This is a genomic window from Arthrobacter sp. Y3223166 (genome assembly GCF_059090935.1).
Genome location: NZ_JBNHGE010000008.1, coordinates 22,448 through 41,378 on the forward strand (window position 1 = coordinate 22,448; position 18,931 = coordinate 41,378).

Sequence of the window (18,931 nt, forward strand, 5' to 3'; positions counted from 1 at the left end):
CGATACCGCGCCGGCCGGCATGGTCAGCGGAGGCCGGTCTTGCGGTTGAGGGCCAGGTACAGCAGCTCGTCGATCAACTCGGTGTAAGGCAGTCCGGATTTCGCCCACATCTGCGGATACATGCTGATCGGCGTAAACCCGGGCATGGTGTTGATCTCATTGATAATGAGCTCGCCGTCCGGCGTGTAGAAGAAGTCGACCCGGGAGAGTCCCTCTCCCCCGAGCGCGTCGAACGCCTGTGCGGCGAGTTCGCGCACTCTTTCCGTGGCGTCGGCGGGCAAATCCGCCGGGCAGCTGAGGGCGGCGGCCGTACCGTCCAGGTATTTCGCTTCAAAATCGTAAAACTGATGCTCGCCGGGCTGGACGGCGATTTCCCCGGGCAGGCTGGTGCGCGTCGGTTCTGTTCCCCTGCCTTGCAGCACCGCTACTTCAATCTCGCGGCCGATGATGCCGGCTTCGACAACCACCTTGGGATCGTGTTCGCGGGCGGCCTCCACGGCGGCGCGCAGGCCGCCCGGCTCGGCCACCCGGGTGATTCCCATGGAAGAACCCGCCCGGGCCGGCTTGACGAAGACCGGGAACTGGAGCGTGCCCAGACGTTCGAGCACCGCGTCCGGGTCCTGCTGCCACTGACGGTCGGTGATGACCTGGTAGGGACCGACGTGGAGGCCGGCCGATTCGAAGACCACCTTCATATAGTGCTTGTCCATGCCGACGGCAGAGGCCAGTACGCCGGCGCCGACGTAGCGGACGTCGGCCATCTCCAGCAACCCCTGAAGCGTTCCGTCCTCGCCGAACGGCCCGTGCAGCAGCGGCAGCACCACGTCGACGTTGCCCAGGCTCTGCGGAACCTGCGCGGCCGGCGCGACCATGAGTTCCGGCGTGTCCCGCCTGCTGGCCAGCACAACGGGTTCGGCGGACGCACTGATCTCCGGCATTTTCCCCGAGGCGAGCGACCACTGGGCCGGATCTTCGGCGACCTGGACCCACTGGCCGTTGCGCGCAATTCCGATGGGAACGACGTCGTACTTGTCCTTGTCGATGGCCCCGAGAACCCCGGCCGCGGTGACGCAGCTGACGGAATGTTCGCTGGACCGCCCGCCGAAAAGGACGGCAACGCGGGGTTTGCGGCCCGGCGACGGGGCGTTCGCGGCGGGAATGGTCTCGTCGTTCACTGGAGTTCACCTTCGGATTTGAGTTCACGGGTCAACAGGCGTGGCGCCAGCGCCTCTACGGACACCTGTCCCTCCAGGACGGCAACCACTGCCTCGGTAATCGGCATGTCGACGCCCACCTTGGTGGCCAGATCCAGCACGGCGCGGCCGGACTTGATGCCTTCGGCCGTTTGGGTCATTCGTTCCGTCACCTGGTCCAGGGTCAGGCCTTCGCCCAAGAGCCGTCCGGCTGTATGGTTGCGCGACAGCGGCGACGCGCAGGTGGCGACCAGGTCGCCGAGCCCGGCCAGCCCGGCCATCGTCTGGACCTCTCCCCCGAGGGCAAGGGTGAGCCTGGTGGTCTCGGCCAGTCCGCGGGTGATGACCGTCGCCTTGGTGTTGTCTCCCATGCCCTTGCCGTCGCAGATTCCCACGCACAGGGCAATGATGTTCTTCACGATGCCGCCGATCTCCACCCCCGTGACGTCCGAGTTCGTGTACGGACGGAAATAGCTGGCGGTGCACAGCCGCGCAATCCACTGCGCGGTGTCGTCGTCCGTGCAGGCCACCACCGAGGCTGTCGGTTCCTTGCGCGCAATCTCGAGCGCCAGGTTGGGACCGGAAATGACGGCCACGTGGGAGTCGGACAGGCCGAGCTCTTCCTTGATGACTTCGCTCATGCGCGCATCGGTCCCGCGCTCCAGCCCCTTCATGAGCGAGACGACCACTGCCTCCGGATCGAGCAGCGGCTTCCAGGACGCCAGCTGCGGCCGGAGGGTCTGGGCGGGAACAGCGAGCACCACCAGCGGCGCGCCGCGGAGGACTTCGGCGACGTCCTCCGAAGCGACGATGTTCTCCGGCAGCGCGATGTCCCGGAGGTACTTCGCATTCCGGTGCCGGGAATTGATTTCCTCCGCCACTTCGGCGCGCCGGGCCCAGAGCCTGACCTCGACCTCGGGGTGGGCGTCCGCGACGACCTTGGCAAAGGTAGTGCCCCAGCTTCCTGCTCCGAGAACGGCGATGTTGGCAGGCAGGTCGGGGCGTGCTGTCACAACTTCTCCTCGGGCGGTAGCTCTTCTGTATGCACCGGTTCGCCGGAACCAAAGTCCCGGCCCATGGCGCTTTGACCGTGAGCAGAAGGATCCCAGCGGACGGCGGGCGCTGCCTCGCCGCGTACTTCGGCCAGCAGCGCCGTGATGCTGTCCATAATCCTATTCGTTGCGGCCTCGAGAACGGTCCTGGTGATCGGCAAGCCGCTGAATTCGCTCAGGTCCACCGGCGGTCCGGCCGTGACGTGTGCCGTCTTGCGCGGAAAAAGGCTGGGCCTTTTCGCATAACGGGGCAACAGCTGGTTGGCACCCCAGTGCGCCACCGGAATGACCGGTGCGCCGGTCTGCAGCGCGAGCCTTGCCGCCCCGGTGCGCCCGCGCATCGGCCACAGGGCCGGGTCCCGGGTCAGCGTTCCCTCCGGGTAGATGATCACGGCACCGCCTTCATCGAGCACCTCGCGTGAGACGTCAAGGGAACGGTTTGCGCCCGAACTGCTCCGCTCCACCGGTATCTGCCGGGCCGCCGTCAACAGTTGCCCGACCACCGGGATCTTGAACAGCGAGGCCTTCGCCAAAAAGTGCGGAAGGGCGCCCTGGTTGTAGACGTAATGGCCGACCACGAGCGGATCGATTTCCGTGTTGTGGTTCGGACAGACGATGAATCCCCGGTCCTTGGGGAAATTCTCCGTTCCCGTCCAGTTGCGACGGAGGACCAGGTTCAGGACTGGCCGGACAACGCCGGCGAGGACACCAATGACCACCCGCTCTTTGGAGTCTGCTCCCATGTCCGCCTACTCGACGTCGAAGTCCGCGCCGAGGCCCTCCAGCTTTGACTGGAAGCGTTCGTAGCCACGGTTGATGAGTTCGATGCCGGTCACGCGGGAGGTTCCGGCCGCCGCCAACGCGGCGATCAGGTGGCTGAAGCCGCCGCGGAGGTCGGGGATGTCTATCTCCGCCCCGGAGAGCTGTGTGGGTCCGGAAATCACGGCGGAATGCAGGAAATTTCGCTGCCCGAAGCGGCACGGAATGCTGCCGAGGCATTCGCGGTGCACCTGGATGTTCGCACCCATCCGAATCAGCGCCTCGGTGAATCCGAACCGGTTCTCGTACACGGTCTCGTGCACGATCGAGACGCCTTCGGCTTGCGTCAGGGCGACGACGAGGGGCTGCTGCCAATCCGTCATGAAGCCCGGGTGCACGTCGGTCTCGAGCACCAGCGGCGACAGGCTGCCGCCCGGGTGGTAGAAGCGGATGCCGTCGTCGTCGATGTCGAACGCCCCGCCGATCTTGCGGTAGGTGTTCAGGAAGGCGGTGAGGTCGCCCTGATGGGCACCTTCGACGTAAATGTCTCCCTGCGTCACGAGCGCCGCGGATGCCCAGGACGCGGCCTCGTTGCGGTCGGGCAGCGCGCGATGGTTGAAGCCGGACAGTTCGGTGACGCCCTCGATACGGATCACACGGTCGGTCTGGACCGTGATGATGGCACCCATCTTCTGCAGCACCGCGATGAGGTCCATGATTTCCGGCTCGATGGCGGCGCCGCTCAATTCCGTGATGCCCTCGGCACGGGTTGCCGTCAGGAGAACCTGCTCGGTGGCGCCCACGCTGGGATACGGCAGCGTGAGTTTCGCGCCCTTCAGTCCCCTGGGTGCGGAGATGGCTATGCCACCGGGCCGCTTGTCCACGATCGCGCCGAACTGCCGCAGCACGTCGAGGTGGTAGTCGATGGGCCGGTCGCCGATCCGGCAGCCGCCCAGGTCGGGGATGAAGGCCTCGCCGATCGCGTGGATCAGGGGCCCGCAGAAAAGGATTGGAATGCGGGAATCGCCGGCGTGGGCGTCGATGTCCTTCATGTGGGCCGTCTTGACCTTGGTGGGGTCAAGCGTCAGGTCACCCGTCACCGCGTCCTTGGACACCTCGACGCCGTGCAGGCGGAGCAGGCTCGTGACGATTTCCACGTCCCTGATTTCGGGCACATTCCGCAGGACCGAGGCATTGCTGCCGAGCAAGGACGCGACCATCGCTTTGGGAACCAGGTTCTTGGCGCCGCGGACGGATACCTTCCCCGCCAACGGAACGCCACCACGAATGGTCAAAACACTTGCCATGAATACCTGTTTCCTCAAGCTAGTTTAGCGCCGAACTGCGCCAGGGCCTCAGCTAAGCATATTGGCAATCCGTGACCACTCTGAAATAAACGGGCAGCGAGTCCGGCGCTTTCCGTCCCGCCGGCCGGTGCCTTGCATGAGGCAGTCGCAGGTGCAAATCGGCGCCGCCGACGGAGCCGGAACGGCTCCCTCGACGGCGCCGATTCGCGCCAGGGCGCGTGTCCTCAGACTTTTGCCGGGAGGGTCGTCGGCTTCCAGGACGGGCGGGTGGCCTCGTAGGTGGTGATTTCCGCCTCATGCTTCAGGGTCAGCCCGATATCGTCCAGGCCTTCGAGCAGCCGCCAGCGGGTGTAGTCGTCGATCTCGAACGGCGCGGTGATGGTGCCGCACGTGACGGTCTTCGACTCGAGGTCCACCGTGATTTCGGTGCCCGGGTGGTTCTCCAGTTCCTTCCAGATCAGCTCGATGTCATCCTGGGCGACCTCGGCGGCCAGCAGCCCCTGCTTGCCGGAGTTCCCGCGGAAGATGTCGGCGAACCGGGAGGAGAGGACGACGCGGAACCCGTAGTCCTTCAAAGCCCAGACCGCGTGTTCGCGCGAGGAACCGGTCCCGAAATCCGGGCCGGCCACGAGAACGGAGCCGCGGCTGAACGGCTCCTGGTTGAGGATAAAGTCCTCGTGCTTGCGCCAGGCTGCGAACAGGGCATCTTCGAAGCCTGTCCGGGTGATCCGCTTGAGGTACACCGCCGGGATGATCTGGTCGGTGTCCACGTTGGACTGCCGCAGCGGGACCCCGATGCCGGTATGGGTGGCGAACTTCTCCATGATTCTTCAGGCTCCTTAGGCGGCAGGCCGCGAGACGGCGTCGTTGTTGACCGGGTCCAGGTCCGAGGGCGAACTCAGCGTGCCCCTGACTGCGGTGGCGGCCGCCACTACCGGCGATACCAGGTGCGTCCGCCCGCCCTTGCCCTGCCGGCCCTCGAAGTTCCGGTTGGACGTGGACGCGCAGCGCTCGCCCGGGGCCAGCTGGTCCGGGTTCATGCCCAGGCACATGGAGCAGCCGGCGAACCGCCACTCGGCGCCGAACTCCTTGAACACCTTGTCCAGGCCTTCGGCCTCTGCTTCCAGGCGGACACGGGCAGACCCGGGCACCACCATCATGCGCACGTTCGGCGCCTTGGCCCGGCCGCGGATGATGTCCGCCGCGATGCGCAGGTCCTCGATGCGGCTGTTGGTGCAGGAGCCCAGGAAGACGGTGTCGACCGGGATGTCCTTCATGCGGGTGCCGGCTTCGAGACCCATGTAGGCCAGCGCACGTTCCGCGGCTGCCTTGGCGTTCTCGTCGGCGAAGTCGTCGGGCGACGGCACGGCTTCCGACAGGGAAACGCCCTGTCCGGGGTTGGTCCCCCACGTGACGAACGGCTCCAGCGTATCGGCGTCCAGGAAGACCTCGGCGTCGAACACCGCGTCGTCGTCGGTACGCAGGGTCTGCCAATTTTCGACGGCGGCGTCCCAGTCGGCGCCCTCCGGGGCGTGCGGCCGGCCCTTGAGGTAGTCGAAGGTGGTCTGGTCCGGCGCGACCATGCCGGCGCGGGCGCCCGCCTCGATGGACATGTTGCAGATGGTCATCCGGGCTTCCATGCTCAGGGCACGGATGGCGGAGCCACGGTACTCCAGCACGTAGCCCTGGCCGCCGCCGGTTCCGATCTTGGCGATGACCGCCAGGATGATGTCCTTGGCGGTCACCCCCGGGCGCAGCGTTCCCTCGACGTTGATGGCCATGGTCTTGAACGGCTTCAGCGACAGCGTCTGGGTCGCCATGACGTGCTCAACTTCGGAGGTCCCGATGCCGAATGCCAGGGCACCGAAGGCACCGTGGGTGGAGGTATGCGAGTCGCCGCACACCACCGTCATGCCGGGCTGGGTGAGTCCCAACTGGGGACCCACCACGTGCACGATCCCCTGCTCGGCGTCCCCGAGCGAGTGCAGCCGGACCCCGAATTCACGGCAGTTGGTGCGCAGCGTCTCGATCTGGGTGCGGCTGGTCGGGTCGGCGATCGGCTTGTCGATATCCAGCGTGGGGGTGTTGTGGTCCTCGGTCGCGATGGTCAGGTCCGGGCGGCGCAGCCCGCGCCCCGCCAGGCGCAGGCCCTCGAAGGCCTGCGGCGACGTGACCTCGTGTACCAGGTGAAGGTCGATGTAGAGGAGGTCGGGCTGGCGCGCCGCGCCTTCACCGTCGCCGTGGCGCACCACGTGTGCATCCCAGACTTTTTCGGCGAGCGTCTTGCCCGCAGTGTTACCGGCCATGGCCAGATCTCCTCCATCAATACCAACGCAGGCTTTTTCTCCCGCCGGGAGGCCCGCACCAAGTGTGTGCTTTAACTCTTCCAGCGAGGCTGCCCGCCCGCCAGTCAATCGACTTGCATCTCATATATTGAGATGAGAATATCAGCTTATGGACAATCCTAGCGGTGTCGGCGTCATCGACAAGGCGGCCATGGTGCTGGACACCCTGGAGGCCGGACCCACGTCCCTGGCCCAACTGGTGGCCGCCACCGGCCTGGCCCGGCCCACCGTCCACCGGCTCGCTTTGGCGCTGGTCCACCACCGGCTGGTCAGCCGGGACATGCAGGGCAGGTTTGTCCTGGGCAGCAGGCTGGTCGAATTAGCCGCGGCCGCCGGCGAAGACCGGCTCATAGCCGCCGCCGGTCCGGTGCTCATGAACCTCCGCGATGCCACGGGTGAGAGCGCCCAGGTTTTCCGCCGGCAGGGCGATTCGCGGGTATGCGTCGCCTCGGCCGAGCGGCCGATCGGATTGCGGGACACTATTCCGGTGGGGACACAGCTTTCGATGAAGGCCGGCTCCGCCGCCCAGGTGCTGTTGGCCTGGGAAGACCACGAGAGGCTGCTCGAAGGACTCCATGGGGCGCGCTTCACCCCGACAGTCCTCGCCGGCGTCCGCCGCCGCGGCTGGGGCCAGAGCCTGGGCGAGCGCGAACCCGGCGTGGCGTCGGTTTCCGCCCCGGTCCGCGGTCCGTCCGGGCGGGTCATCGCCGCGGTTTCCATTTCCGGGCCGATCGAGCGGCTCACGCGGCAACCCGGCCGGCTGCATGCCGAGGTGGTCTGCAACGCGGCCGCCCAACTGACCGAAGCCCTGCGAAAGACCAACGACTAGCAGCGCTTCAGCCCCTGAAATGGTCCCATCCCCGAACCCGGACGGGGACGCCGTCGAGGGTCACCGTATCCTTCCCGCCGCCGACCACTCCGATGGCGGCGAACCCCGCCGGCAGGGTTTGTGCTGCTGGGAAGGTACACAGCAGGCCATGGTCTTCGCCGCCGCCGAGGACCCAGTCGCTGGGCTCCGCCCCCACCAGGGCCGCTGCCTCGTCCAAGGGTGCGGCAAAGTGCCGCAACTGCGCCGACTCAAGGTTTACCGCGACACTGCTGGCGCGGGCCAACCGCGCCGCATCACGGAGCAGGCCATCCGAGATGTCCATCATGGCGGTCGCGCCACATTCGGCCGCAGCGGGGCCGGCGCTCAGCGGAGGCACCGGCCGGGACTGGATTCCGGCGAGCTCTCGCAGCGGAGCCGGGGCCCCGTCGTCGAAAACCGGGCTTTCGAGCAGCGCCAGTCCGGCCGCCGCGCGCCCCAGCGTGCCGGCCACCGCGACGGTGTCGCCGGGACGCGCGCCGCTGCGCAGGACCGGGCTGCGGCCTTCGAGGTCCCCGGTAACGGCAGCCGTGACCACGATCGACTCGCCGCGGCCAAGATCACCGCCCACGACGGAGCACCGGCCCGCCCCCAGTTTCCGCAGGGCATCGGCCACGCCGTCGGCCAGGCTCTCGACCCATGCCACCGGCGTCGCACCGGGCAGGGTCAGGCTGATGACCAGTGACGTCGGCACGGCTCCCATGGCATTTATGTCCGAGAGGTTCTGCGCGACGGATTTCCATCCGACGTCGTAGCCCGTCGTCCGGTAGCCGGAGGGCCACTCAAGCCGGAAGTCCTGGTCCTGGACCAGTGTGTCGATCGAGATGACGGTGCGGGCATCGGGTGCCTCGATCACGGCAGCGTCATCGCCCGGCCCGACCGGGACGCGGGCGGGGCCGAGGCGCGGGAAAATCCTTTCCAGAAGCGAGCCTTCGTCCAGATCGTTGACAGTCAGTTCAGCGGCCAATCTTTTGCGTTCTCCTTGTATCTCGTCTGCCGGGTCCATGGCCCCGCGGCTCCCCCGGGACGTCACTCGCCGGACGCCCTCAGCACTGCCTGCCTGAATGCCCGGTGCCGGGCCACCGCTTCTTCGACCGGCCGTGCCACCCGCTCTTCCGCGACCCGCGCAACAGCGTCCCGGAGCCGCCGCCGCGCATTTGCGGCCCGGGCACGGGCCACGAACCGCGCGATCACGCCCGATGCCAGCGCCAGCACCACCCCGGCGAGGATCCCGGCGGCCAGCAACAAGGTCGGCACCGGGAAGCCTTCGACCGTTGGTGTCTCAGGGACCGCAAACTGCAGGTAGCCCAGCGCGGCGATGCCAAGGAGCCAGAGCGCTCCGGCCAAGGCGGCTGCGAGGGCGAGCCACTGGAGCAGGCCGAAAACCGGCCACCACCACGACGCACGGTCGGAGCGCAGGTCCGTGCCCACCAGGGCCTGGTCCAAGTCGTCCGGAAGCGTTTCCTCCGCGGATCGTGCCGCCCGGCGGATGGCCGCGCGCCAGGGGGCGGCGGCGCCTTCACCGGCGCGGTCGGCGAACTGACGGATGGCCTTGTCGGCCTGCGCCCGCTGGGCGGGGCCCGGGGCCGGCATGGACGAGCGGTTCAGCAGCGGATTAACGTCCTTGCGGTCGAGGTTGAGCCGCTTGAGCGGGTCGCGGCGCAGCTTTCCGAGCCAGCGGACCGCCGGCCATCCGGTCCGGGCATGCGCCCGCCGCCGGTAGGAGGCCCCCACGGCGTCGCTGATCGCTTCCACGCCTGCCGCCTGCGCCAACTGCTCGGCCAACGTGTTCCTGGCCGCCTTGCTGACGCCTGCCGGCTCTGCCCCGGGTTCAACGGCCAGCGCTTGGGCCGCCTTCCTGACGTCGGCGAGCAGCCGCTCGGCCGCGGCCTGCCGCTTGTCGGCAAAGGCCGTGATGGCTGCCGTCAGCTCGGCAAGGCCGGTCCCCGTCGTCGCGGAGACGGGGTAGACATCCACCCGGGCGAGTCCGTCCCGCAGCAAAATCTCCCTCAGCGACCCCAGGACCGGTTGCAGCTGTCCCTCGGCCAGCCGGTCCACCTGGTTCAGCACCACCAGCGTCACCGCATCGTGCGAGGCCAACGGGCGCAAAAATCCCTGGTGCACGGCGGCATCGGCGTACTTTTGCGGATCCAGCACCCAGACCAGTACGTCGACCTGGCCGGCGAACCGTTGCACGATGGCGCGATGCTCGACGGCGGTGGAATCAAAGTCCGGCAGGTCCAGCAGGATCAGGCCGCCGTGCCCGGCGAAGGATCCGTCGTCCACCACGTGCCGGTTGGCTACCTGCAGCCAGTCCAGCAGCGGTTCGCTGCCGGCCGTTCCCCAAATTCCCGCCATTGCTTCGGACGTGGTGGGGCGGCGTGCCGCGACGGTGGCGTGGCGGGTGCCGGATACGGCGTTGAAGAGGGAGGACTTTCCGCTGCCGGTCGCACCGAAAAAGCCCACCACGGTGTGCTCGGCGGACAGGGAGCGGCGGGTGCTGGCCCGTTCCAGGACTTCGGTGACGGGTGCGAGTTCCGCTTCCGGCAGCACCCCGGCGGCGAGCTCGGCGGCCGTGTTCAAGGCATCCAGCCGTGTCTGCAGCAGGGAGGTCTCGGGCTGGCCCCGGTGGCGGCTCAATCCGGGGCTCCCGTGTCCGTCTTTGCCCCCAGCGCGTGCAGCCGCCCTTCCAGTGCGCGCATGGTCCCTGCGTCCTCCACCTCAGGGATCCGCGCCAGGAAGCGCTCCGCTTCGGCGCGCATGAGCCTGCGCGTTCGCTCCTGCAGCTCGGCGCGGGCCTTGCGCGCCAGCCTGCGTACGGCGTCCTCGCCGAAGACCGCTTCCAGCAGCTTCTGGCCCACCACGGCCGTTCCGCCCGCCACGCCGATTTCCAAGCCGGTCAGCCCTCCGGTGGCCGCGAATATCACCACCATCAGCGCTACCCCTAGGCCGTTGACTCCGAAGGAGAGCATGCGCGCGGTGAAGCGCTTGCTCTCACCCTCGCTGCGGATCAGGTCCAGCAGGTCTGCCTGCCACGCCCGGATTTCGCGGGCTACCTCGTCCGCAAAGCCCGCGCTGGGAGTCGACAGGTCTTCGCGTCCGAGCAGGCCCTGCCCGGCCGGGTCTGTCCGCCAGCGCGCGTCGGCCTCCTCCGCGCCGGCGGCCGCCGCCTCGACGACGACGGCCTGCAGCCCGGACTCGATGGCTTCCTCGACTTCGACGGAGGGAGCGGGTTTGCCGGAAAAGAACGCGCCGATCCGGTCCCGCAGCAGGCCTATGCCGCTCTCGATACCCCGGAAAAATTCTCCGGTGCCGACAAAGTCCTGCCAGCGCGCCAACACCTCGCCCCGGAGGAGCGTTCCGTCCTCCGTGGCCGCGAGAGCCCGCGTGGTCGCCGCCTCGTAGGAGTCTTCCACGACGGTGCGCAGTCGCTGGCCGACGGCAAGCTGGTCATCGACGGCATCGGCGACTGACCCGACCGTCGCGGCCAGTGAACGCACCGCCCCGCCGAGGGTGCGCCGGGCGATGTCTGCCCGGCCGGAGGCGTCGGCGGCGAGTTCCTGGAGCCACTCCCGGAGGGGATCGACGGCGCCGGCCGGGAGCATGCCCCGTTCGTCCAGCCGGGACTCGAGGATGACAAACAGGCGGGCCGCGGCGAGACCCTGCCGCTGCAGCAGACCGGCCAGGTCGGCGCGGACTTCACGCTCAACTTCTTCCGGTACCCGGTCCAGCACGACCGCCACTTCGATGTCCCGCTGTGCGGCGTCCAGGAGCAGCGCCCACGGCACGGCGTCGGCGTACCGGTTGGCGGTGGTCACGAAAATCCACAGGTCGGCGGCGGCCAGCAGTTGTCCGGCCAGCCGCCGGTTCTCGTCGGCAATCGAATCGATATCCGGTGCATCGAGCAGCGCTATGCCCGCGGGAATGCTGTTGTGGGCGAGCAACACCAGCGAGGTTCCGGCAGGTTCGCCGGCCGGTGCCGGATTGTGGGCCTGCCTGTCGGCGGTGGCCGGCGCCGGCGTTCCGGTGATTCGGCTGAGGCCGGGCAGGATCCGCCGATCCGAAAACCATGCCGCGTCGCCCGGATGATGCAGCAGGACGGGTTGGCGTGTGGTGGGCCGGATCGCCCCGGCACGGGTGGCCGGAAAGCCCGCCACCGCGTTGACGAGCGTCGATTTCCCGGCGCCGGTGGATCCCCCCACGACGGCCAGCAGCGGGGCTTCCAGCGTGCGGTAGCGGGGCAGAATGTAGTCGTTCAACTGGGCAATGGCGGCGGCGACGGCTCCGCGGGCTGCGGCGGCACCGGGAACGTTTAGCGGCAACTGGACCGCTTCAAGCGCGCCCCGGCTTTGTTCCAAGAGCACGACGGCGTCCGCCGCTCCCCTGTCCTGGCCCTCGGGCAACCTGCTTGTCACGGTTCCTATCATGCCAGCAGGAGCCGCCAACCCTGCCACGGCGGGCCGTAGGCCTGGTTCTTCGGGGCATACAAAAAGCCGGTCCGGGACGGGATGTCCGGGACCGGCTGTTGGTGACCCCAGCGGGATTCGAACCCGCGTTACCGCCGTGAGAGGGCGGCGTACTAGGCCGCTATACGATGGGGCCGCATAGCTTGCACAGTTGAAGGCCTGCACTGCCTTGTCCTTGCGGACCGTGACCCCAGCGGGATTCGAACCCGCGTTACCGCCGTGAGAGGGCGGCGTACTAGGCCGCTATACGATGGGGCCGTAGGTTTGCGCGGAGTTTTCGCTCCACACAATCCAGTCCCCGCCGGAGCGGAGACTGTAGCGCTGGGATACCAGGACTCGAACCTAGAATGACGGTACCAGAAACCGTTGTGTTGCCAATTACACCATATCCCACTGGCACTTTCGGAGCCGGTGGAAACGGGCTTTTACCCATTCCCTGGCGCCTCAGCACGAGTAATTACTTTACCGGATGCCTGCTCGAAAGTGCAAAACGAGCAACGCGCGGCAGCCGGGCGGCGCGTCGCCCGGGGCGCGCTCAGCCGCGGAAGGCCTTGATCCGCGCCAGGGAGGAGTCCTTGCCCAGGATCACCATGGACTCGAAAAGCGGCGGCGAAATCCGACGCCCGGAGACCGCGGTGCGCACCGGCCCAAAGGCCAGCCGCGGCTTCAGCCCCAGGCCCTCGACCAGGGCCGATCGCAGGGCCGCCTGGATGTTCTCTGCCGTCCACTCCTCGAGCGGCTCCAGCGCGGCCAGCGCGGCGTCCAGGGCTTCCGTCAGGTTCTCGGGCAGGCCCTTGCGCGCGTCGTCGGCGACCTCGATCTCGTCGTCGTTCTTGAAGAGGAATGCCACCATCTCCGGCGCCTCGCCCAGCAGGGTGATGCGCTCCTGGATCAGCGGCGCGGCGTCGGCCAGGATCATCTGCTCGCGTTCCGTCAACGACTCCCCGACCAGGCCGGCATGCTGCAGGTAAGGGATCAGCCGGAGCTTGAAGTCGCCGGGTTCAAGCAGGCGCACATGGGTCCCGTTGATGGCCTCGGCCTTCTTCAGGTCGAAGCGCGCCGGATTCGCCAGCACGTCGTGGATGTCGAAGGCCTCCACCATCTGGTCGATGGTGAAGATGTCCTCGTCGGCGGACAGCGACCAGCCCAGCAGCGAGAGGTAGTTGAGCAGGCCCTCCCGGATAAAACCGCGCTCCCGGTGCAGGAACAGGTTGGACTCGGGATCGCGCTTGGAAAGCTTCTTGTTGCCCTGGCCCATCACGTACGGGAGATGGCCGAACAACGGCATGTAGCGGGCCACGCCGATGTCCACCAAGGCCCGGTAGAGCGCGATCTGGCGAGGAGTCGAGGACAGCAGGTCCTCGCCGCGCAGAACGTGGGTGATGCCCATCAGTGCGTCGTCCACGGGGTTGACCAGAGTGTAGAGCGGCTTGCCGTTGGCGCGGACGACGGCGAAGTCCGGCACGCTGCCGGCCTTGAAGGTGATCTCCCCGCGCACCAGGTCCGTGAAGGTAATGTCCTCGTCCGGCATCCGCACGCGCAGCACCGGTTCGCGCCCCTCGGCCTTGAACGCGGCAATCTGGTCCTGTGTCAGGTCCCGGTCAAAGTTGTCGTAGCCCAGCTTGACGTCGCGGCCGGCGGCTTTGTGCCGGGCCTCGACTTCTTCCGGGGTGGAATAGGACTCGTAGAGGTGGCCGGCCTCCTTCAGCTTCGCGATGACGCCCTGGTAGATGCCGCCGCGCTGGGACTGGCGGTACGGCTCATGCGGCCCGCCGACCTCCACGCCCTCGTCCCACGTGATGCCCAGCCACTTCAGCGCTTCCAGGAGCTGCTGATAGCTTTCCTCGCTGTCGCGGGCGGCGTCCGTGTCCTCGATCCGGAACACCATGGTGCCGCCCGTGTGCCGGGCGTAGGCCCAGTTGAACAGGGCGGTGCGGATCAGTCCGACGTGCGGCGTGCCCGTGGGAGACGGGCAGAAGCGCACACGGACGGGAGTTTCGTCGTCAACAGTGGGGATGGCAGCAGCAGTAGTCATGATGTGCTCCAGTTTAGTCTGCCAAGCCACTGCCGCTGGCCGGGCCGGAGGCCCGGCTACTTCTTGCGCGGCTTCTTCCGGCGCGAACCGGCGGTGTATCGGTAGAGGTAATAGAGCGCCAGCAGGATGCCGACCGCCAGGAACGTCCCCGCCAGCCAGTCCGGGCCGCCCCAGTAGTGGGTGGCCCGGGCCGCCACGGAAAACGTGGCCAGCGATCCCAGCGCGAAGACTCCGAAGGAGCGGCGGCGTGCCGGCATGGGATCAGCGGCGGGCGGTGTTGGACAGGGTGCCGATGCCCTCGATCTCAACCTCGTAGCGCTGGCCGGATTCGATGGTGCCGACGCCGGAGGGGGTGCCGGTCATGATGACGTCGCCGGGGAGCAGGGTGAAGGCCTGGGAGGCGTAGGAGACCAGTTCCTTGACGCCCCAGATCATCTGCGAGGTATTGCCCTCCTGCTTCAGCTCTCCGTCGAGCCGGCCGCGGATGGCCAGGTCTTCGGTGTCCAGTTCGGTCTCGATCCACGGGCCGAGCGGGGCCGAGCCGTCGAATCCCTTGGCGCGGGCCCACTGGTTGTCGGTGCGCTGCGCGTCCCGGGCGGTCAGGTCGTTGCCGCAGGTGTAGCCGAAGATGACCTCGTCCACGCGCTCCACCGGGACGTCCTTGCAGATCCGGCCGATGATCACGCAGAGTTCGGCCTCGTAGGAGACTTCGTCGGAGAACTCAGGCAGGACCAGCGGCTCGTTCGGGCCGATCACCGAGGTGTTGGGCTTGAGGAACATCAACGGGGCGGCCGGCGTCTCGTTGCCCATTTCCTGGATGTGGTCGGCGTAGTTGCGGCCGATGCCGATCACCTTGCTGCGCGGAATGATCGGGGCGAGCAACCGCACGTCCTCGAGCTTGTGTTGGGCACCGGTGGGCTGGATGCCGTTGAAGAACGGGTCGCCGGCGATGACGGTAATCTGCTCACTCCCCTCCTCGCCTTCGACGATGCCGTACTGGGGGTCGGATTCAAGGACAAACCGGGCTATGCGCATGGGTTTAGCCTACTGGTTTCCCGCCCGCGGATTTCAAATGGGACGGGCCCGAACCTGCACCTCTCAACCGCGCAGGTATTCGAGCTGGGCGGCGACGGAGGATTCGGCGGCGAAGCGGACCGCGGGATCGACGTCGGCGTAGACATGGTCGGTCACCGCGTCGACGGTCGCGTCGGCGCCGAGGTGCTCCAGTGCGGCGCGAATCTGGTCCAGGCGGAGCCGGCGGTGGTCGGCGTACTCGCGGCAGATGGCCGACAGGTCCGGAAGCGTGCCGCCGTGCGCGGGCAAGACCTTCGCCGGACCGAGGAGTTCCAGCCGGGCCAGCGAAGCCAGGTACGGGCCGAGCCTGCCGTCCGGGTAGGCGATGATGGTGGTGCCGCGGCCCAGGATGGTGTCGCCGGTGAGCACTGAGCCGTGAGGTCCGTCGTCGGGAAGATGGAAGCTCACCGAGTCCGCCGTGTGGCCCGGTGTGGCCAGCACGCGGATGTCGACGCCGGCCGCCCGAACCACCTCGCCGTCCCGCAGCGGTTCGGCGGCGTAACAGAGTGCTTCGTCCAAGGCACGCACGGGAGCGCCGGTCAGTTCGTGGAAGCGTTCGCTCGCTTCGATGTGATCGATGTGGTGGTGGGTAATCAGGACCAGTTCCACCTTCCCCACTGCCGCCAGCTCAGCCAAGTGCTCCTCGTCCAGCGGCCCGGGATCGACAACTGCCACTCCCCCGTTCCCCGGGGCGGCGATCAGGTAGGACTGGGTGCCGTCCAGGCTCATCGGCCCCGGGTTGGGGGCCAGCCGGTACCGGGTCAGTTCACTGCTGCGGACAAGGGAGGGATTCAGTTCAGCGGTCACAGGATTCATCCTCGCACTCCCCGCCCGGCGCCGCAGGCCGGCGCCCCGGGGAGGCGGCCGTTGGTGGCCGGCGCCCCGGGAGGTTGCCACGGCCCTCATCATCCCCCGGGCCGGACGGCATCCGTCATACTTGCCGGGCCCGTACCGGTGGCTTGACCATGTTCGCTACGCTGGGCACCTGCAGTCCCGCCAACGGCGGCCGGACGAGGGCCGGGCGATGCGCGCATCTTCCCGGCCGGATGGAGGATCAGTGCTGACGGAAGTCCACTCACCGTACGACGTGCAGCTGGGCCGGGATGGCCTCCTGGTGTTGACTGTCCGGCGCGGCCTCAGCGTCGGTGCCGAGCTCGCGCAGCACGTCGTCGACCACCTCTTCGACGTCGCCGGGGACCGGCGGGTGGCGGTGCTGCTGAAAATGGCCGGCGTGCGCTGGGTGACTCCGGAGGCACGGCTGATCGCAGATACCTTCACGCCGTGCGTCGCCCTCGCGGTGCTCGGCAACGGGGCCGTCGACCGGGTGCTCGCCAGCTTCTTCGTGCGGATCTTCGCCAAGGACGACTTCCCGACGGGATATTTCGACGACGAGGCCGCGGCGCGTCAGTGGCTGGCGACGCATGCCGGACGCCTTGCCGGGGTGGAGACGGAATAAGTCCGGGCTGCGGCTGGGTTGCCCTTGATGGAACCATTTGCAGCTGCAGGATAGGAAAACCCCATGGCGGATACCCAGAACACCACGTCCCTGGCCGATTTGCTGGCCGAATATGACGTGGCCGAGCACGACCATGCGGTGGCCGAGCGCAACAGCGGGATGCAGCACATTCATAACCACGCCAACGGGGACATCGTGTGGTTCCCCACCTGGCAGAAAAACCGCGAGACGACCGACTGGGAAACCGCCGTGCAAGAGTTCTCCGCCGAGCTCGAGGCCGCCGCCGCGGGCGGCGCGGATGCCGCCGAAGCCGCAGCGGCCCTGGCGTCCTCCCGGCTGCAGGCCCTGCTGGAACAGGCTGCCGAGGCCCCGGACGCCAATGTGTTTATCCGCGAGAACCTGGCCCGCTTCCTGTCGGAGACCTGGGCCCTCGGCGACGCCTACGCGCTGAAGAGCGGGAAGAAACTCCCGGGGACGGCGGCGCCGGCCGGCATTTTCGCTTCGTTCCCGTACGAGGTCTACGCGCGGGACGGCGGCAGCTTCGCCACCGCCCTGTGGAACGACCTGGTGGATGCCCGCAAGAACCGGATCGCCGCCGAAGAGGCCGAGCGCAAAGCGCTCAAGCCCGTCTCCAAGAAGGCTCGAAAGGCCGCAGAGCGCAAGGCAGCCGCCCGGAAGGGTTAGCCGCAGCACCTTCCGGCGCTCCCCGGGGGTACGCCGGAAGGTAAGGTGGGCGGGCGTCGGAAGGTGGGCGGGCGTCGAAGGTGTGCCCCGCCGTCGTGGTCCTGCGTCAGAGGAACAACAGGAGCAGGACCGCCAGCGGCAGGAGCGACTGGGCCAGCGCACTCTGCCACAGGCGGCGTTCCGAGAACCAGAGCACGGCCCCGAGGATCACGTGGGCGATGCAGGTGAAGACGATGATGGTCTCGCCGGTGGCCGGGCTGCCGCCGGCGGCGATGATCACGCCGGCCAGGGCGCCCAGCCCCCAGGCCATGTTGTAAAAGCCCACGTTGATGGTCCACAGCCGCACCGCGCCCACGTCCTCGGGCCGGATGAGGAACAACCGGTGGAAGCGCTGGTCGCGGTAGAAGAAGGCCTCCGCCGCGCCAACGGCAATCAGCATCACTCCGAAGAGCGCCGCCAAGACGTACGCCGCCACCGTCATGGACCCAGTGTGGCCCGGCCGGGGCCCGAACGGAAGCGGCGGTCAGGCCAGGCGGCGGTCAGGCCAGGCGGGTGAGCCAGCCCCGGGAGTCCTCCACGGCGCCTGTCTGGATGCCGAGCAGCTCCTGGCGGATGGACATGGACACGTCGCCGGACCCGGCGCTCGGCGAGGCGATGCTCCAGCCGTCGGCCTTCAGCTCGCCGATCGGGGTGATCACCGCGGCGGTGCCGCAGGCGAAGGCTTCGGTGATGTCCCCCGCCGCCACGCCGTCGCGCCATTCGTCGATGGTGATCTTGCGTTCCTGCACGTCCAGGCCGCGGTCCTTGGCCAGCTCGATCACCGAGGAACGGGTGACGCCGTGCAGGATGTGGCCGTTCAGTTCCGGGGTGACCAGGCTGCCGTCCTTGAACACGAAGAACACGTTCATCCCGCCGAGTTCTTCGATGGCGTTGTCGTTGAACTTGTCCAGGAAGAGCACCTGCTGGCAGCCGTTGGCTTCGGCTTCCAGCTGCGCGGCCAGGGACGCGGCGTAGTTGCCGCCGCACTTGGCCTCCCCGGTGCCGCCCTCGCCGGCGCGGGAGTAGCGCTCGGAGAGCCAGATGGACACCGGCTTGAGCTCGCCGCCGAAGTAGTTCCCGGCCGGCGAGGCGATCACGCGGTAGGACACCTCGTGGGCGGGGCGAACGCCCAGGAACGCCTCGGTGGCGATCATGAACGGGCGCAGGTACAGGGCTTCGCCGTCGCCGGAGGGCACCCACGCCTTGTCGGTGGTGACCAGCTGGCGCAGGGACTCGATGAAGGTTTCCTCCGGCAGCTCCGGAAGGGCCAGCCGGCGCGCCGAGGTGTTCAGGCGGGCGGCGTTGGCCTCGGCCCGGAAGGTCCAGACGGACCCGTCGTCGTGCTGGTAGGCCTTCAGGCCCTCGAAGATCTCCTGGCCGTAGTGCAGCACCGCGGCGGCAGGATCCATCATGATGGGCCCGTACGGCTCGATCCGCGCATTCGACCAGCTGCCCGTGCCGTCGGCGTCGACCTTGTAGTCGACGACGGCCGTGTGGTCCGTGAAGTGCTTGCCGAAGCCCGGGTTCGCCAAGATGGCGGCGCGCTCCTCGGCGCTCTTCGGACGCTCCGAGAGCTGCTGGGTGAATTCGAGGGGTTCAGTCATGGTTCCTCCGCGGTGAGGGCACGCCCTTGTGCGTCAAATAATGATTCTGGTT

The 18,931-nt window shown here is 68.0% G+C and carries 18 protein-coding genes and 3 tRNA genes; 3 read left to right on the plus strand and 18 right to left on the minus strand.

Annotated features, from left to right (window positions below):
• Positions 1–23: 23 nt before the first annotated feature.
• From AC5RUH_RS05940 to leuC, 6 genes are all read right to left on the minus strand, one after another.
• Positions 24–1,160 (minus strand): D-alanine--D-alanine ligase family protein, encoded by a 1,137-nt coding sequence (locus AC5RUH_RS05940; protein WP_494128165.1) that lies wholly within the window; start codon positions 1,158–1,160, stop codon positions 24–26.
• Between the two features lie 11 nt (positions 1,161–1,171).
• Complete coding sequence (locus AC5RUH_RS05945) at positions 1,172–2,206, minus strand: NAD(P)H-dependent glycerol-3-phosphate dehydrogenase (RefSeq protein ID WP_494022893.1); 1,035 nt, start codon at positions 2,204–2,206, stop codon at positions 1,172–1,174.
• Entirely contained in the window at positions 2,203–2,988 is a 786-nt protein-coding gene (locus AC5RUH_RS05950; RefSeq protein ID WP_494000007.1) for a lysophospholipid acyltransferase family protein, read from the minus strand. The genes AC5RUH_RS05945 and AC5RUH_RS05950 overlap by 4 nt, the downstream gene beginning before the upstream one ends.
• Positions 2,989–2,994: 6 nt before the next feature.
• A complete protein-coding gene (gene murA, locus AC5RUH_RS05955; RefSeq protein ID WP_494000008.1) occupies positions 2,995–4,311 on the minus strand; it encodes a UDP-N-acetylglucosamine 1-carboxyvinyltransferase in 1,317 nt (438 codons plus the stop codon).
• A 224-nt stretch (positions 4,312–4,535) separates the two neighbouring features.
• Positions 4,536–5,135 carry a 3-isopropylmalate dehydratase small subunit gene (gene leuD, locus AC5RUH_RS05960; RefSeq protein ID WP_494128135.1) on the minus strand — a complete coding sequence of 200 codons (600 nt, stop codon included), beginning with the start codon at positions 5,133–5,135 and terminating at the stop codon, positions 4,536–4,538.
• A 15-nt stretch (positions 5,136–5,150) separates the two neighbouring features.
• Positions 5,151–6,617 carry a 3-isopropylmalate dehydratase large subunit gene (gene leuC, locus AC5RUH_RS05965; RefSeq protein WP_493986902.1) on the minus strand — a complete coding sequence of 489 codons (1,467 nt, stop codon included), beginning with the start codon at positions 6,615–6,617 and terminating at the stop codon, positions 5,151–5,153.
• Positions 6,618–6,765: 148 nt separating this feature from the next.
• Between leuC and AC5RUH_RS05970 the strand changes: the two genes are divergently transcribed.
• Positions 6,766–7,485: an IclR family transcriptional regulator gene (locus tag AC5RUH_RS05970; protein ID WP_493977303.1), complete on the plus strand. Its 720-nt coding sequence runs from the start codon at positions 6,766–6,768 to the stop codon at positions 7,483–7,485.
• A 7-nt stretch (positions 7,486–7,492) separates the two neighbouring features.
• Here AC5RUH_RS05970 and AC5RUH_RS05975 read toward each other — a convergent pair whose 3' ends face one another.
• The 10 genes from AC5RUH_RS05975 to AC5RUH_RS06020 all read right to left on the minus strand — a co-directional run bounded on the left by AC5RUH_RS05975 (position 7,493) and on the right by AC5RUH_RS06020 (position 15,912).
• On the minus strand, positions 7,493–8,527 hold the full coding sequence (locus AC5RUH_RS05975) for a thiamine-phosphate kinase (protein ID WP_494128136.1): 1,035 nt from the start codon (positions 8,525–8,527) through the stop codon (positions 7,493–7,495).
• 23 nt (positions 8,528–8,550) lie between these two features.
• A complete protein-coding gene (locus AC5RUH_RS05980; protein ID WP_494128137.1) occupies positions 8,551–10,161 on the minus strand; it encodes a GTPase in 1,611 nt (536 codons plus the stop codon).
• Positions 10,158–11,948 (minus strand): dynamin family protein, encoded by a 1,791-nt coding sequence (locus AC5RUH_RS05985; RefSeq protein ID WP_494128138.1) that lies wholly within the window; start codon positions 11,946–11,948, stop codon positions 10,158–10,160. Before AC5RUH_RS05985 ends, AC5RUH_RS05980 begins: the two co-directional genes overlap by 4 nt.
• A gap of 99 nt (positions 11,949–12,047) precedes the next feature.
• Positions 12,048–12,123 (minus strand) — tRNA-Glu (locus tag AC5RUH_RS05990).
• Positions 12,124–12,172: 49 nt separating this feature from the next.
• Positions 12,173–12,245 (minus strand) — tRNA-Glu (locus AC5RUH_RS05995).
• A gap of 63 nt (positions 12,246–12,308) precedes the next feature.
• Positions 12,309–12,380, minus strand: a tRNA-Gln gene (locus AC5RUH_RS06000).
• A gap of 142 nt (positions 12,381–12,522) precedes the next feature.
• Entirely contained in the window at positions 12,523–14,022 is a 1,500-nt protein-coding gene (gene gltX / locus AC5RUH_RS06005) for a glutamate--tRNA ligase (RefSeq protein WP_494128139.1), read from the minus strand.
• Positions 14,023–14,078: 56 nt separating this feature from the next.
• Positions 14,079–14,279 (minus strand): hypothetical protein, encoded by a 201-nt coding sequence (locus AC5RUH_RS06010; RefSeq protein ID WP_494000015.1) that lies wholly within the window; start codon positions 14,277–14,279, stop codon positions 14,079–14,081.
• Positions 14,280–14,283: 4 nt separating this feature from the next.
• On the minus strand, positions 14,284–15,057 hold the full coding sequence (locus tag AC5RUH_RS06015) for a fumarylacetoacetate hydrolase family protein (protein WP_494022887.1): 774 nt from the start codon (positions 15,055–15,057) through the stop codon (positions 14,284–14,286).
• Positions 15,058–15,120: 63 nt separating this feature from the next.
• On the minus strand, positions 15,121–15,912 hold the full coding sequence (locus AC5RUH_RS06020) for an MBL fold metallo-hydrolase (protein WP_494000017.1): 792 nt from the start codon (positions 15,910–15,912) through the stop codon (positions 15,121–15,123).
• A gap of 241 nt (positions 15,913–16,153) precedes the next feature.
• Between AC5RUH_RS06020 and AC5RUH_RS06025 the strand changes: the two genes are divergently transcribed.
• Both AC5RUH_RS06025 and AC5RUH_RS06030 read left to right on the plus strand, forming a co-directional pair.
• Positions 16,154–16,552, plus strand: coding sequence for a DUF7793 family protein (locus AC5RUH_RS06025; RefSeq protein ID WP_494000018.1), 399 nt, complete (start codon positions 16,154–16,156; stop codon positions 16,550–16,552).
• A gap of 63 nt (positions 16,553–16,615) precedes the next feature.
• The gene (locus AC5RUH_RS06030) at positions 16,616–17,236 is read left to right on the plus strand and encodes a hypothetical protein (RefSeq protein WP_494025693.1); all 621 of its coding nucleotides are present in this window, start codon (positions 16,616–16,618) and stop codon (positions 17,234–17,236) included.
• 106 nt (positions 17,237–17,342) lie between these two features.
• Here the strand turns inward: AC5RUH_RS06030 and AC5RUH_RS06035 are convergent, their stop codons facing one another.
• A complete protein-coding gene (locus tag AC5RUH_RS06035; protein ID WP_494073773.1) occupies positions 17,343–17,717 on the minus strand; it encodes a DUF1304 family protein in 375 nt (124 codons plus the stop codon).
• Between the two features lie 58 nt (positions 17,718–17,775).
• Entirely contained in the window at positions 17,776–18,879 is a 1,104-nt protein-coding gene (locus AC5RUH_RS06040; RefSeq protein ID WP_494022884.1) for a branched-chain amino acid aminotransferase, read from the minus strand.
• Between the last annotated feature and the right edge of the window lie 52 nt (positions 18,880–18,931).